Annotated in this window: 13 protein-coding genes; 12 read left to right on the top strand and 1 reads right to left on the bottom strand. The window is 40.1% G+C overall.

The window, feature by feature from the left end:
* The first annotated feature begins 28 nt into the window (after positions 1-28).
* Both LZD48_RS19190 and LZD48_RS00470 read left to right on the top strand, forming a co-directional pair.
* Positions 29-283 (top strand): sporulation protein YpjB, encoded by a 255-nt coding sequence (locus tag LZD48_RS19190; RefSeq protein WP_438822734.1) that lies wholly within the window; start codon positions 29-31, stop codon positions 281-283.
* 52 nt (positions 284-335) lie between these two features.
* Positions 336-1,010 carry a zinc metallopeptidase gene (locus tag LZD48_RS00470; RefSeq protein ID WP_235760770.1) on the top strand — a complete coding sequence of 225 codons (675 nt, stop codon included), beginning with the start codon at positions 336-338 and terminating at the stop codon, positions 1,008-1,010.
* A 35-nt stretch (positions 1,011-1,045) separates the two neighbouring features.
* Here the strand turns inward: LZD48_RS00470 and LZD48_RS00465 are convergent, their stop codons facing one another.
* A complete protein-coding gene (locus tag LZD48_RS00465) occupies positions 1,046-1,912 on the bottom strand; it encodes a YitT family protein (protein ID WP_235761083.1) in 867 nt (288 codons plus the stop codon).
* Positions 1,913-2,074: 162 nt separating this feature from the next.
* Between LZD48_RS00465 and LZD48_RS00460 the strand changes: the two genes are divergently transcribed.
* The 10 genes from LZD48_RS00460 to asnS all read left to right on the top strand — a co-directional run bounded on the left by LZD48_RS00460 (position 2,075) and on the right by asnS (position 13,391).
* Positions 2,075-2,401: a nucleotide pyrophosphohydrolase gene (locus tag LZD48_RS00460; RefSeq protein ID WP_235760769.1), complete on the top strand. Its 327-nt coding sequence runs from the start codon at positions 2,075-2,077 to the stop codon at positions 2,399-2,401.
* A 23-nt stretch (positions 2,402-2,424) separates the two neighbouring features.
* On the top strand, positions 2,425-3,219 hold the full coding sequence (gene dapB, locus LZD48_RS00455; RefSeq protein ID WP_235760768.1) for a 4-hydroxy-tetrahydrodipicolinate reductase: 795 nt from the start codon (positions 2,425-2,427) through the stop codon (positions 3,217-3,219).
* 21 nt (positions 3,220-3,240) lie between these two features.
* Complete coding sequence (locus LZD48_RS00450) at positions 3,241-3,651, top strand: methylglyoxal synthase (RefSeq protein ID WP_235761082.1); 411 nt, start codon at positions 3,241-3,243, stop codon at positions 3,649-3,651.
* 3 nt (positions 3,652-3,654) lie between these two features.
* Entirely contained in the window at positions 3,655-4,773 is a 1,119-nt protein-coding gene (bshA, locus tag LZD48_RS00445; RefSeq protein ID WP_235760767.1) for an N-acetyl-alpha-D-glucosaminyl L-malate synthase BshA, read from the top strand.
* An 18-nt stretch (positions 4,774-4,791) separates the two neighbouring features.
* Positions 4,792-5,991, top strand: a complete 1,200-nt coding sequence (locus LZD48_RS00440; RefSeq protein WP_235760766.1) for a CCA tRNA nucleotidyltransferase — start codon at positions 4,792-4,794, stop codon at positions 5,989-5,991.
* On the top strand, positions 5,958-6,947 hold the full coding sequence (locus LZD48_RS00435; protein ID WP_255770175.1) for a biotin--[acetyl-CoA-carboxylase] ligase: 990 nt from the start codon (positions 5,958-5,960) through the stop codon (positions 6,945-6,947). Before LZD48_RS00440 ends, LZD48_RS00435 begins: the two co-directional genes overlap by 34 nt.
* 376 nt (positions 6,948-7,323) lie before the next feature.
* Positions 7,324-10,131: an ATP-dependent DNA helicase DinG gene (gene dinG, locus LZD48_RS00430; RefSeq protein ID WP_235760764.1), complete on the top strand. Its 2,808-nt coding sequence runs from the start codon at positions 7,324-7,326 to the stop codon at positions 10,129-10,131.
* A gap of 235 nt (positions 10,132-10,366) precedes the next feature.
* The gene (locus LZD48_RS00425; protein ID WP_235760763.1) at positions 10,367-10,882 is read left to right on the top strand and encodes a cell wall elongation regulator TseB-like domain-containing protein; all 516 of its coding nucleotides are present in this window, start codon (positions 10,367-10,369) and stop codon (positions 10,880-10,882) included.
* 13 nt (positions 10,883-10,895) lie between these two features.
* A complete protein-coding gene (locus LZD48_RS00420) occupies positions 10,896-12,074 on the top strand; it encodes a pyridoxal phosphate-dependent aminotransferase (RefSeq protein ID WP_235760762.1) in 1,179 nt (392 codons plus the stop codon).
* A gap of 24 nt (positions 12,075-12,098) precedes the next feature.
* Positions 12,099-13,391 (top strand): asparagine--tRNA ligase, encoded by a 1,293-nt coding sequence (gene asnS, locus LZD48_RS00415; protein WP_235760761.1) that lies wholly within the window; start codon positions 12,099-12,101, stop codon positions 13,389-13,391.
* Positions 13,392-13,827: the final 436 nt, after the last annotated feature.

Here is a 13,827-nt window from a genome sequence, read left to right as displayed (position 1 = left end):
TATAAATGGATTAGGTGAGGTGACTAAAATGGGAATGACATCCAGTATTACCTTGATTTATTCGACTGTTGCTGTTGCGTTTCCGTCCCTGTTACTGAACATACAAAAGGTGAGTTTCCCGCAATGGGTGTATGCGAATGTGGAATTGCTCCCACTTTTCCCTGCTTTATTAATTGTCGGTGGTTTCATTCTGATTACATTATCTTATGTGAGTTGGAGAAAGTATAAAGGAGAAAAAGAAAAGGCGGCGAAGAAGGAAGGGCGCGACAAAATAGTTGACTGAAATAGGATTCCTGACTAAAATTGACTTATCGACGTAGATTGGAGGGAAATAGATGGGTAGCTATTTAATTTATATCGCGCTTATACTAATCATACCATTATGGGCGCAAGGCAGAGTGAAATCAACATATAATAAATACTCGAAGAAATCGACATCTTCCCAGATGACCGGTGCTGAGGTAGCAAGAAAGATTCTGGATGATAATGGATTATACCATGTAAACATTGAACAGACAAAAGGTACCTTGTCTGACCACTATGATCCCCGTTCCAAGGTTGTTCGACTTTCAGAAGGTATATATGGAGGCCGCTCCATGGCATCTTCGGCGATTGCGGCACATGAAGTTGGACACGCCATTCAAGACCAGGAAGAATATGCATTCATGCGTTTCAGAAGTGCACTTGTTCCGGTTGCTAACTTCGGTTCAAACATCTCCTTCATTTTAATTCTTGCAGGTATTTTCCTCGGTATGATGGAGCTATTCTTTTTCGGAATTATCTTCATGGGCGCAGCTGTTCTATTCCAGCTCGTTACACTGCCTGTAGAGTTTGATGCTTCTAGTCGTGCAATGACACAGCTTGTCTCGACTGGAATCATTCGGAATGATGAAGAACGAGAGACGAAGAAAGTATTGAATGCTGCTGCACTGACGTATGTCGCAGCTGCTCTAGTCGCCTTATTAGAGCTTGCACGTTTTATATTGATATTTTTGAATAGCAGAGACTAGATGGAAAAGAGATTGGCAATGTGCTGGTCTCTTTTTTATTGCAGTGGTTTCTTGTTCTCATCAAGCGTGAATCCTTCTCCCTGCACATCTTGAACCGTACTGATTGAGACGAAGGCGGATGGGTCAATCTTTAAAATAACGCTTTTTAGACGGACGATTTCATTTCGAGGGACGACACAGTAAAGTACTTCAAGTTTTTCACCTGTATAGCTGCCACGCCCTGATAGAACCGTAACTCCCCGATCCATCTTCTGAATTTCACTGTATATCGCTTTACTTTTGTTTGAAACAATTGTCGCTCCTTTAGCAAGATAAGCACCTTCTTGAATAACATCAAGTACCCGTGCTCCGATATAGACCGCAACTAAAGTGTACATACCTTGAACAAGATCTAAAATAAGAAGTACAGAAGAAGAAATGACAATAAAATCGAATAAGAACATCGTATTTCCCATGCTCCATCCAAGATATTTATTTGCTAACCGTGCAATAATATCTACCCCTCCCGTTGTGCCGCCATAACGAAAGATAACCCCTAAACCGACCCCGATAAATACTCCGGCAAATATCGCAACTAAAGTCATATCATTTTCCAAAGGGATTGCAAATTGATAGGATTGAAAGATAGCTAAGAATACAGATACTGCGAAGGTACCGATAATGGTGTAAATGAAGGTATTTCTCCCGAGAAGTTTCCAGCCGATGAGAAAAACTGGGATGTTTAATAAAATATTCGTGATTGCCGGATCAAATCTCCATAAAAAGTAAAGGAGCAGCGTGATCCCGGTAAAGCCGCCTTCACCTAAGTTATTTTGCATATTAAAATGTACAATTCCAAACGAATAAATCGCTGCACCGATTAAAATAAAGAAAATACTTTTCAACCGCAATCCAAATAGCATCATTAACATCTCCTAAGTATGTGCGAATCTGTTCCGAATTAGTATCATTTTACCCCGAGGAATTAATTTCATGACTTTTCAAAGAAAATATTTGTCAAATTACGTAAGGTTAGCTAACATAAAAGGTAGGCAAACATGGAGAAAAAAGGAGATCGTTAACGAATGCAAAAAGAATTTACAACAAAAGAAATTCAAAAGCGTGTCGATGATTATATCGGCCAATTTAAAGAAGGCTATTTTTCTCCACTTGCAATGATTGCTAGACTGACGGAAGAAGTCGGTGAGCTTGCCCGAGAGGTAAATCATCATTACGGGGAGAAGCCTAAAAAAACGACCGAAAAAGAAAAAACGATTGAGGAAGAACTTGGCGATGTTTTATTTGTAATCACAAGCTTTGCAAATTCACTTGACATTGATTTATCCGAGAGTTTTGACCGCTCCATGTCGAAATTTGAAACCCGAGATAAAGATAGATGGACGAGGAAATAAACAACAGGAGAGGTGGAACAGAAGTGGCAATAAATATTATATTAGCAGGACCACGTGGTAAAATGGGGAAAGAAGCAATTCAAATGATTGAACGTGTAGCCGATTTTAATCTCGTTGCTGTAATTGATCGAAAAAACGAAGGCAAATTTTTAAACGATATTATAGAGGAATCAGATGCACATGTTCCGATTTTTGAAGACCTGGCGGAATGCTTTCAGAAAATAGATGCAGACGTCTTCATTGATCTTACAAGTCCTGCGTCTGGTTATAAGCATACAAAACTCGCTATTGAACACCGGGTACGTTCTGTGATCGGTACTTCCGGATTTACAGAGGAGCGTATTCAGGAGTTAAAAGAGCTCTCGGATGAATATAAATCTGGTTGTATCATTGCACCAAACTTTGCTATCGGTGCGGTATTAATGATGAAGTTCTCGCAGATGGCGGCTCAATATTTCCCGGATGTGGAAATCATCGAGAAGCACCATGATCAGAAGATAGATGCTCCATCTGGAACGGCGGTTAAAACAGCCGAGATGATTCAAAAAACACGAGAAAAGAAAATGCAAGGCCATCCCGATGAAAGAGAAGAACTCGATGGAGCACGCGGTGCTGAATTAGATGGCATGCATATCCATAGCGTAAGACTACCAGGACTAGTGGCACACCAGGAAGTAATCTTCGGTGGACCGGGTCAATTATTCACAATTAAACACGATTCCATGAGTCGAGATTCCTTCATGGATGGAATTAAAACATCTATTTACAAAGTAATGGAGTTAGAAAGACTCGTTTACGGGTTGGAAAATATATTATAAAAGAAAAGAGGTCAAGCTATGATGAAAATTGCTCTAATCGCCCACGATAAAAAGAAAGAAGATATGATACGCTTTACGATTGCTTATGAACATCTATTGAAAGAGCATGAACTCTGTGCCACCGGGACTACAGGTAAGTTAATCAAGGAAGCTACTAAATTGAATGTACATAGATTTAAATCAGGCCCGCTTGGCGGTGACCAGCAAATTGGTGCGCTTATTGCGGATAATGAAATGGATATGGTAATATTTTTCCGCGATCCGTTAACAGCTCAACCACATGAACCTGATGTAACGGCTTTAATGCGCTTATGCGATGTATACCAAATCCCGCTTGCTACAAATATTGCAGGTGCGGAAATCTTTATTCATGGTCTGGAACGCGGAGATTTTAAATGGCGGGAAATCGTTCGAAAAAAGGATAAAGAATAATCCATGAAGATAGGGATAACTTGCTATCCTTCCGTCGGTGGTTCGGGAGTTATTGCAACGGAATTAGGAAAGCTTTTAGCTGAAAATGGCCATGAAATCCATTTTATTACGTCAAGCCTTCCGTTCCGGTTAGATAAATTGTATCCGAAAATTTTTTATCATCAAGTGGAAGTAAATCATTATCCAGTTTTTCAATACCCGCCCTATGATTTATCCCTTGCTTCCAAAATGGCAGAGGTCATCGATCAGGAGAAACTTGATATCTTACACGTTCATTATGCGATACCACATGCCATTTGTGCGATCCTTGCGAGAGAAATGGCCGAACATAAGGTAAAGGTCGTAACGACTCTGCACGGGACAGATATAACGGTCCTTGGGATTGAGGCTGCATTTAAAAAAATGATCAAATACGGGATTGAACAATCTGATGCGGTAACGAGCGTATCCCATAGTTTAAGGAAGCAGACGGAAGAAATGATTGAAACGGACTATCCGATATCTGTCATCCATAATTTTGTAAATGAATCCGAATACTATCCATTCCAAGCGCACTATTTGAAGGAACAGTACAATATAAAAGATGAAGAAAAAGTTATTATCCATATATCGAACTTCCGGAAAGTGAAGCGGTTGCCGGATGTCGTTGATACGTTTTATCGGATTCGACAGGAAATTCCTAGTAAGTTGCTGCTTGTTGGCGACGGTCCGGAGTATTCTGCAACAAAAAACTTAGTGAAAGAATTAGAGTTGGAGAACGATATTCTGTTCTTAGGAAAGCAAAATAATGTAAATGAACTGCTGGCAATTAGTGACTTAACACTTTTACTTTCAGAAAAAGAAAGCTTTGGTCTTGTTCTCCTGGAAGCAATGGCATGTGGAGTTCCAGGGATTGGAACGAATATCGGCGGGATTCCAGAAGTAATCACACATGGAGAAACCGGATATCTGGTAGATAGAGGCGACACAAAGCAAGCAGCAGAATATGCTTTAGAAATTCTAACAGACTCGGAATATCAGCAAACACTTCGTGAACACGTTATGCATGTTGTTAAACAGAAATTCCAATCGAACATCATTGTCGATCAATATATTAATTTATATGAAGAACTACTAAAGTAAAGGAAATTTGGTGAAGGCATGTTAAAAGAAATATTCAAGCAAGCAAAGCCCATATTAGAGACCCTTGAAGCTGAAGGTCATAAGGCTTATTTTGTTGGAGGCTGTGTGCGGGATCTTTTACTCGAACGGCCGATTAAAGACATTGACATCACTACCTCTGCCACACCGGATATGGTTCAAGCAATTTTTCCGAGCGTCATCCCCGTGGGAATTGAACACGGTACAGTTATCGTAAGGCACGAGAAAGAATCATATGAAGTAACTACCTTCCGTACAGAAGGGAGCTATTCGGACAGCAGACGTCCAGATCATGTTGAATTTATCCATAACATTGAAAAAGACTTAGAGCGACGTGATTTTACAATCAATGCTCTCGCGATGGATAAAACCGGCCGAATTACTGATTTATTTTCCGGTAAAAGCGATTTGGAACAACAAATCATTCGAACGGTCGGTAATGGCAAGGAGCGTTTCGGGGAAGATGCCTTGCGCATCATCCGTGCCCTCCGCTTTTCTAGTCAGCTCGGCTTCCAAATTGAGGAAGAAACGTTTACAGCGATGGTTGCTTGTAAATCAGCAATACGCGATATTTCCGTTGAAAGAATTACGAATGAAATGGAACGGTTCTTTGCAGGAAAACATGTTTCAATTGGAGTGAATTATTTAGTAAAGACAGCGGTTCATACTGTTTTACCGGTTTTTAAAGATGATCCTAGTTTAATCGGGGTAATTCCGCATAATATGAAACCTCTCCTAAGTTTTGCTGAGGTTATTGCTTTCTTTCATTATCAAAAGCCAGAAATTCCGATCCATGAGTGGACAAAGGAATGGAAATGCTCTAATCGAACGAAGCGACTTGCAATACAATTAACCGAGGATATCGAGCGATATAAGCGAAATGGCTTAAATGAGACTGTAATATACCAGCTTAAAGAGGAGCGCTTCAGAGCCTTTACCAGATTAGTTGACCTGCTATTACATGATAAGCTATCTGTTACGGAATTAAGGCGGTTAAAGCAGAAAATGCCGATTCAATCAAGAGACGAGTTAGCAATCAACGGAAATGATCTTTTAACACTTTTCCCTGACAAGAAACCAGGAGTATGGGTGAAGCATTTGCTTGGAGAAGCGGAAAAGGCTGTAATTACTGGCAAGGTAAATAATCAGTATCGTGACGTAAAGGAATGGTTAGAGTGGATTCAACGAGAAATAGATTAATTCAAATTCTGTCGGAAAACGAAGAAACCTATATATCGGGTCAGGATATTTCCGAGCTATTGCATATTTCTCGCAATAGTGTCTGGAAACACATGAAAGCATTGGAAAAGGACGGGTATGTCATTGAAGGTGTTCCAAGAAAGGGATACCGTATCCTGAAACATCCAGATAAAGTCAGTGATAATACGATCAAATGGGGTCTGGAAACAGAGTGGCTTGGTCAGACGATCATTCATAAATCCTCCGCTGCTTCTACCCAGCAATTAATTCATCAAGCGGCTGTAGAAGGGGCAAGGCATGGAACGGTAGCTATTCTCGATGAACAAACAGCAGGGCGGGGAAGAATGAACCGGGAATGGCATTCTGCAGGGAATAAAGGCATGTGGCTAAGCATCTTACTGCGTCCTAAAATTCTTCCGCAAGAGGCTCCTCAGCTAACGTTGCTAACTGCAACTGTATTAGCTGACGTGTTAAAAGACTATGCAAGTGTAGAATCGATGATTAAATGGCCAAATGACCTTTTGATCAATAAAAAGAAAACAGCAGGAATTTTAACAGAGATGCAAGCAGAACAGGACCAAATTCAATACATCGTTATCGGCATCGGTTTAAATATCAACCATACAGCAGGCGATATACCAAAGTCACTAGCAGCCAAAGCGACTTCACTTTATTTGGAAACAGGAAAACAGTGGTCCATTCAAGAACTCATTCAACAATTTTTAAAAGAATTTGAAGCTGCTTTTGACAGATATTTGGCTAATGGCTTTTCTGATGTAAAGAAAAAATGGGAAAGTTATGGTTTTAAAATGGGAGAAAAAATAAAAATTAAAAACCTGAGAGAAGAGAAAAAAGCGATTTTCCACGGGATTGCTGAAGACGGCGCCCTCCTTGTTTTACATGATAATGGGGAAGTGGAGAAAATATATTCCGGTGAAATCGAATGGTTTAAATAATAGTGTGTTCAAAAGGAGGATAAAAAGGACCGAGGTCGGCTAAATAAGCAACGTCCTGTTGCAACGCCGACACTAGCACATCCTTTGCGTCGAAATTCGAGGCGGCGAAGCTCCCGGCACCCAAATGTACGTTCGTAGGTGCGTGAGGAGAGAAAAAGCGAGCCAACGAGCTTCCACAGGAAGTGGTGAGTTCTACGTTGTGCACAGGACGTGGACGGTCTTAGTAGAACCTCCCTTTCACGAAGTGTCATTTTTACGACTTTTGAACAACCTCTAATAGTTAAACGTGATAGATGGAGGAAGAAAACTCTTATCAATAAAGGGATAAGAGTTTTCTTTTGGACGAAATGACGTATATAATAGAGAGGACGGAGGTGTGGAATTGAAAAAATTTGTTGTGATTGACTTAGAAACAACTGGGCATTCGCCTGATAATGACGATAAAATCATCGAGATTGGAATGGTAATTATTAATGATGATGAAATTGTCGATAAAAGAGATACTTTCCTAAACCCAAATAAAAAAATACCTCCCTTTATAACCAATCTGACGAATATAACAAATGATGATGTTAAAGATGCACCATATTTTAACGAAAAAGCGGACAAAATAATGGAGTTATTTGAGGATAGTTATCTCATTGCACATAACGTTCCCTTTGACATGGGTTTTTTAAATGCAGAATTAGTGCACAGTGGAAGGACACCCCTAAGGAATCCTGTCATTGACACCGTCGAACTATCCCGTATCCTTTATCCGAAAGCTCCAAGCTATAAATTATCGCAGATTACAGATTACCTTGGTATTTATCACGATGAACCACATCGGGCTTTATCGGATGCTTACGTCACCGCTAAATTATTCTTGAAGTTAAAGGAGAAGTTATTTCAGCTTCCGTATGAGACACTTGCCAATCTGGCAAAATTAGAACCCATGTTTAAGTCAAACCTTGCTAATATGTTGAATGAGGCAATGGAGCGGAATAGTTTTGCCTTTGCTGATGAAGCGAAGTTTGCTACATATAATGGACTCGCATTTAAAATGATCGAGGACACGGTTAAAGAGGAAATGGTGTTAGCAACTTCTTTCGGTGATTATTTAGATCATATTTATGAGGAAGAAGGTACACTCGAGAAACAATTCGAGAAATATGAAAAAAGAAGCGGTCAGCGGGAAATGTCTGAAACGGTGTATGATGCATTCCGGAGTGAGGAACATGCTTTAGTGGAAGCTGAAACTGGTACAGGGAAATCCCTTGCATATTTACTTCCTGCAGTATATGAGGCTGTTAAACAGAATAAACGAATTATCATTAGCACGTATACCACACAGCTGCAGACACAGCTTTTAGAAGAAGAGATTCCTCTCGTGCAGAAAATCGTGGACTTTCCGTTTGAAGCTGCATTGTTAAAGGGGAGGAATCATTATTTAAGCATGGAACGCTTTGCATATGAATTAAGTCATTTAGAGCGAGATAACTATGATACGACGCTAACGAAAGCAATTTTACTTGTATGGCTTACGGAAACTGTGACTGGCGATATTGATGAAATTCAACTTCCGACAAGCGGTTATACATTTTTCCAGCGCGTTTCAGCAGATGCAGAAAGGAAGCTCGATGTCACGTCACCCTGGTTCCGGTATTCGTTTTACACACGTGCAAGAAGAAGGGCCGGGCGTGCAGATTTAATTATAACGAATCACGCTCTCTTATGTACCGATATGTTTAACGATTATCAATTTCTTCCTGTGTATGATAAGGTGATCATCGATGAAGCTCATCATTTAGAAGATACAGCAGCCTATCATTACGGATTGAAACTGGATAATATTACAATGCATTATACATTAAATCAAATTGGTCGTTCGGAGGACACAAAGTTTTTCAATTATATAGTTGGTAAGTACGAAGAAACGGAAGATAAATTCTCCCTTGAAAAATGGGATGAATTAATAACAAATACAAAAAACGAAATTGATGATCTCTATCAATATTTACATGCTTACGTGACCAAACAACGCAAAAAAGATAAATCATTAAGTGATGTGGGAAGAATCCAGTTCCGATTTAGTAAGGAGACAGTACATGCTTCCAACTGGGAAATAATAACCGAAATGGTGAATCGTCTGATCTTTTATTATCGTGATCTTATCTATTTCTTATCGCTTATTGATAAGAGTCTTGAGGATGAGGAAGACTATGTGAAGAACGATCGACAGGAATTTATTCAAGTAATGGAAAACTTACAAGACCATATTGACCATTTGGAACTGTTGTTTTTAGTAGACCAAGATATCCATCACGTCCAGTGGCTCGAAATGGATACGAGAGGCTATCAACAGGCCGTTTATTTATACAGTGAACCGACTAACGTCTCGACCTTACTAGGTGAAGAGTTATTCGCGAAGAAAGACAGTGTCATCTTAACGAGCGCCACGTTGACAATGAAGAATTCATTCAACTTTATCATAAAGAGGCTCGGTCTTCCGAAAGAGAGACTGATCACGAAACAAATCCGTTCTCCATTCTCTTTTAAAGACCAGGTCCAGCTCTTGATTCCAAATGATTTTCCGGATATTAAGTATGGAAATATGGATGATTATATTTATGCAACAAGTGAAGCTATTCTTTCTTTAGCAGAGGTGACAGAAGGACGCATGCTCGTGCTGTTTACTTCCTATGATATGTTACGGAAATCCTATAAACTCTTGAAAGAAATTATGACGGATGATAAATACATGCTTATCGGGCAAGGAATTACGAGTGGGAGCAGAACAAGACTGAAGAAGAATTTCCAAAGCTTTGAACGCTCGATACTGCTCGGTACAAGCTCATTCTGGGAAGGTGTTGATATTCCTGGTGAGGATTTATCCTGCTTGATGATTGTCCGTCTTCCGTTCCAACCACCAGACCATCCAGTTTATGAGGCGAAATCACAGGAATTGAAGGAAGAGGGAAGAAATGCATTCATGGAATTATCCTTACCAAATGCCGTTATAAAATTCAAACAAGGATTTGGACGCTTAATCCGTTCATCCAGTGATAGGGGAATCGTTTTCATTTGTGATTCGAGAATTGTGAAAGCACGGTACGGACGCTACTTTACAGAATCCATACCAGAAGTACTAATCCTGAACGACTCCACCCAAACCTTGATTGAACAAGCAAGAAAATGGTTTTAAAACAAAGGCGGAAGCTCCCTTCCAGGTTACCCGCTCAAAAAAAGCTACTGTATAAACATACAGTAGCAAACGTGCGGTTTGGTATGAGGGAGAAAATTTTTGCAACGGGTCTTGTCTGGAAATCCAGTCAAGAGCGTTACTACCTATAGTATGAACCACCGGATTCGTTCTATGGCTAGAAATTTTTTATAAACACAGGGAAGAATTAGGGAACTTGTCGGAAGAGGTGTAAAAAATGGCTGAAACAAGACGAAAATGGCTGATTTTTAGCATGATTACCTTTCTCCTTCTATTTATTTCTATGTTTATTTATGGTATCTTTTTATACATGGATTTAAACTCTGAACGTACAGAAGGCCATGAAGCAACAAAGCGGGAATTACTAAAGCAAACAGAAATAACGGAGATTTCGAAAATTGAAAACTTCAATGGTGAAGCAGCGTACCATGTCGTTTACGGGAAGAGTGAAGAAGGCAACGGAAAAATCATTTTTTACCCGCTGGAAGGAAACGAGAAAACACTGACGACAGTCGATTCAACAGAAGTTCTAGCCCCATCTTCCATGATTGATAGGTGGCAGTCTGATTGTAGGACTTGTCAATTAGTAAAAATAACACCAGCCTTGCTGGATGAAGAAATACTATGGGAACTCGTCTATTATGATGAGAATGACCGATATGTATTTGATTATCGCTCGATTTATGATGGGTCCGATTATGAAGAAATACGTTATTTAAGAAAGTTCAATTAGGAGGAAAGTACAAATGGAATTAGCGAACCGAGTTAAAACGATCACTCCCTCATCAACACTGGCTATTACTGCTAAGGCGAACGAATTAAAAAGTAAAGGCCATGATGTCATTGGGTTAGGAGCTGGGGAACCAGATTTTAATACCCCTGAACCAATTATGGAAGCGGCTATTCAAGCCATGCAAGCAGGGTTTACGAAATATACACCGACTGGCGGAATCCCCCAGCTTATTGAGGCGATTCAAAAGAAAATGGAGAGAGATCATCAGCTCACCTATTCAAAAGAAGAAATCATCGTCACGATGGGAGCAAAGCATGCCCTTTATGCATTGTTCCAAGTGCTTTTAAATAAAGGGGATGAAGTGCTTATCCCTGCACCTTATTGGGTAAGTTATCCAGAACAAGTGAAACTTGCTGAAGGTGTTCCTGTCTTTATTCACACAAAGGAAGAATATAATTTTAAAGTACAGCCAGAAGATTTGGAAAAAGCAATTACGAATAAAACAAAAGCAATTATCATCAATTCTCCGAGTAATCCAACAGGTATGATGTACTCGGAGGAAGAACTCGAAAAGCTAGGCGAAATTGCGCTTAAACATAATATCCTTATCGTTTCCGATGAAATTTATGAAAAGCTTATATACTCGGAAGAAGAGCATGTATCAATTGCTTCGATAAGTCCTGAATTAAAGAAACAAACGGTCGTCATAAATGGCGTTTCAAAAACATACGCCATGACAGGATGGAGAATTGGCTATGCAACTGGAGAGAAGCAGATTATTAAAGCAATGAACAATGTTTCTTCTCATTCTACATCTAATCCAGTTTCTATTGCCCAGCACGCATCTGTTGCTGCACTTTCCATAGACGAAAGTGAAATCCGGAAGATGAGAGATATATTTGCAGAAAGACTGGATGTCTTTTACACTTTAATAAGTGAAATCCCGGGGATCACGTGTGAAAAACCAAAAGGGGCATTCTATTTATTCCCAAATGTAATAGAAGCCGTCCGAAACAATGGCTTTGACACAGTTGACGAATGGGTAACAGCAATTTTAGAAGAAGAAAAAGTCGCCATGGTGCCTGGCACTGGATTTGGTGCACCAGACAACGTGAGACTATCCTATTGTATATCAATGGATGACTTAACAGAAGCGGCAAAACGGATTAAACGCTTTGTCGAAACGCACTAAAGATCGATTGATGGAGGTAACAAGATGAAGATTACGATATCTCAAGCACCTGATTATAATGAAAAAGAAGTAACAATTGGAGCTTGGCTTGCAAATAAACGTTCCAGCGGGAAGATCGCCTTTCTGCAATTACGTGATGGTACTGGCTTCATGCAAGCAGTTGTAGCAAAAAATGATGTAAAGGAAGAGATTTTCCAGACAGCGAAGAACTTAACACAAGAAACATCGATTTATATTACAGGGAAAATTGTCGAGGATAAACGCTCTGCATTTGGATATGAGATGCAAGTAACGGATATTGACGTAATCCATGAAGCAGAAGATTATCCTATTACTCCGAAAGAGCATGGAACCGAATTTCTAATGGACCATCGCCATTTATGGCTACGTTCGAAAAAGCAGCATGCAATCATGAAAGTCCGTAATGAAATCATCCGAGCAACGTATGAATTTTTCAATGATCAAGGTTTCGTTAAAGTTGATCCGCCAATTCTGACAGCTTCTTCAGCTGAAGGATCAACCGAATTATTCCATACGAAATATTTTGATGAGGATGCTTATTTATCCCAGAGTGGACAGCTTTATATGGAAGCCGCTGCGATGGCGTTAGGAAAAGTTTTTTCATTCGGACCGACATTCCGTGCTGAAAAGTCAAAAACCCGGAGACATTTAATTGAATTCTGGATGATCGAACCAGAGATGGCATTTATCGAACATGAAGAAAGCCTCGTTATTCAAGAAAATTACGTCATGTTCCTTATTCAATCCATACTTAATAACTGTACATTAGAGCTGGATGTATTAGAAAGAGACATTTCCAAGCTTGAAAAGATCCAAGCACCTTTCCCGCGAATCACGTATGATGAAGCAATTGATTTGCTGAAAGAAAAAGGATTTGATGATATTGAATGGGGTGAAGATTTCGGCGCGCCACATGAAACAGCAATTGCCGATAACTTCGATAATCCTGTCTTTATTGTGAACTATCCGAAAGACATTAAAGCATTTTATATGCAGCCGCACCCAGAGCGTGATGATGTTGTTTTATGCGCTGATTTAATTGCACCGGAAGGATACGGTGAAGTGATTGGCGGCTCAGAACGTATTCACGATTACGAATTGATGAAACAGCGTTACGAGGAACACGGATTAACCGGCCCTGCCTATGCGTGGTATCTGGAATTGCGGAAATATGGAAGCATTCCACATTCTGGGTTCGGCCTTGGTCTTGAGCGTACTGTAGCATGGCTTACGGGTGTGGAGCATATTCGCGAAACAATTCCATTCCCGCGTCTGTTAAATAGATTATATCCGTAACCTTAAATAAATGTAATGATAAATCCCTTGCAACTAAAGCAAGGGATTTACAATTGTTTAATTTACTAAACTAAACTGCAACTTTCATACAGCGTAAGTGTGCCAAACTCCGAAACTTTCTACTGGAGGTCCGCAGTCCAGACACCTCTTGCACCTGCTGATCGGCCGGTAAGCCTCCTCGCGCTGAGCACTAAGGGGGCTCGCAGGCCTACCTCCGAACAGGAAGTTCTAATGCCGGTGTTGGTCACAGGACGTGACCGTTTTTAGCCGGCCTCCCGCAGGAGTCTCGAGGTGTCTGGACTGCTACCAGGAAAAGCCTAATTTAGAACACTATTTATTATTCTATAAATACAATCTTCTTCACACTGCTGTAATGATGGGATAATTTCTATTTATCATAATCATCTTCACCAGTTCAGTTGCCCGGTGGACGGTG

The organism is Oceanobacillus alkalisoli (genome assembly GCF_021556485.1).
GTDB classification, from domain to species: domain Bacteria; phylum Bacillota; class Bacilli; order Bacillales; family Amphibacillaceae; genus Oceanobacillus; species Oceanobacillus alkalisoli.
The sequence above is the reverse complement of the archived record's forward strand: the minus strand, read 5'-3'. Positions and strand labels throughout refer to the sequence as shown.

What these genes read in the sequence shown, in the direction of transcription:
- LZD48_RS19190 (WP_438822734.1), top strand. Translation starts at nt 29, where the DNA reads ATGGGAATGACATCCAGTATTACCTTGATTTATTCGACTGTTGCTGTT.
- LZD48_RS00470 (WP_235760770.1), top strand. Translation starts at nt 336, where the DNA reads ATGGGTAGCTATTTAATTTATATCGCGCTTATACTAATCATACCATTA.
- LZD48_RS00465 (WP_235761083.1), bottom strand. Translation starts at nt 1,912, where the DNA reads ATGCTATTTGGATTGCGGTTGAAAAGTATTTTCTTTATTTTAATCGGT.
- LZD48_RS00460 (WP_235760769.1), top strand. Translation starts at nt 2,075, where the DNA reads ATGCAAAAAGAATTTACAACAAAAGAAATTCAAAAGCGTGTCGATGAT.
- LZD48_RS00450 (WP_235761082.1), top strand. Translation starts at nt 3,241, where the DNA reads ATGAAAATTGCTCTAATCGCCCACGATAAAAAGAAAGAAGATATGATA.
- bshA (WP_235760767.1), top strand. Translation starts at nt 3,655, where the DNA reads ATGAAGATAGGGATAACTTGCTATCCTTCCGTCGGTGGTTCGGGAGTT.
- LZD48_RS00440 (WP_235760766.1), top strand. Translation starts at nt 4,792, where the DNA reads ATGTTAAAAGAAATATTCAAGCAAGCAAAGCCCATATTAGAGACCCTT.
- LZD48_RS00435 (WP_255770175.1), top strand. Translation starts at nt 5,958, where the DNA reads ATGGTTAGAGTGGATTCAACGAGAAATAGATTAATTCAAATTCTGTCG.
- LZD48_RS00425 (WP_235760763.1), top strand. Translation starts at nt 10,367, where the DNA reads ATGGCTGAAACAAGACGAAAATGGCTGATTTTTAGCATGATTACCTTT.
- LZD48_RS00420 (WP_235760762.1), top strand. Translation starts at nt 10,896, where the DNA reads ATGGAATTAGCGAACCGAGTTAAAACGATCACTCCCTCATCAACACTG.
- asnS (WP_235760761.1), top strand. Translation starts at nt 12,099, where the DNA reads ATGAAGATTACGATATCTCAAGCACCTGATTATAATGAAAAAGAAGTA.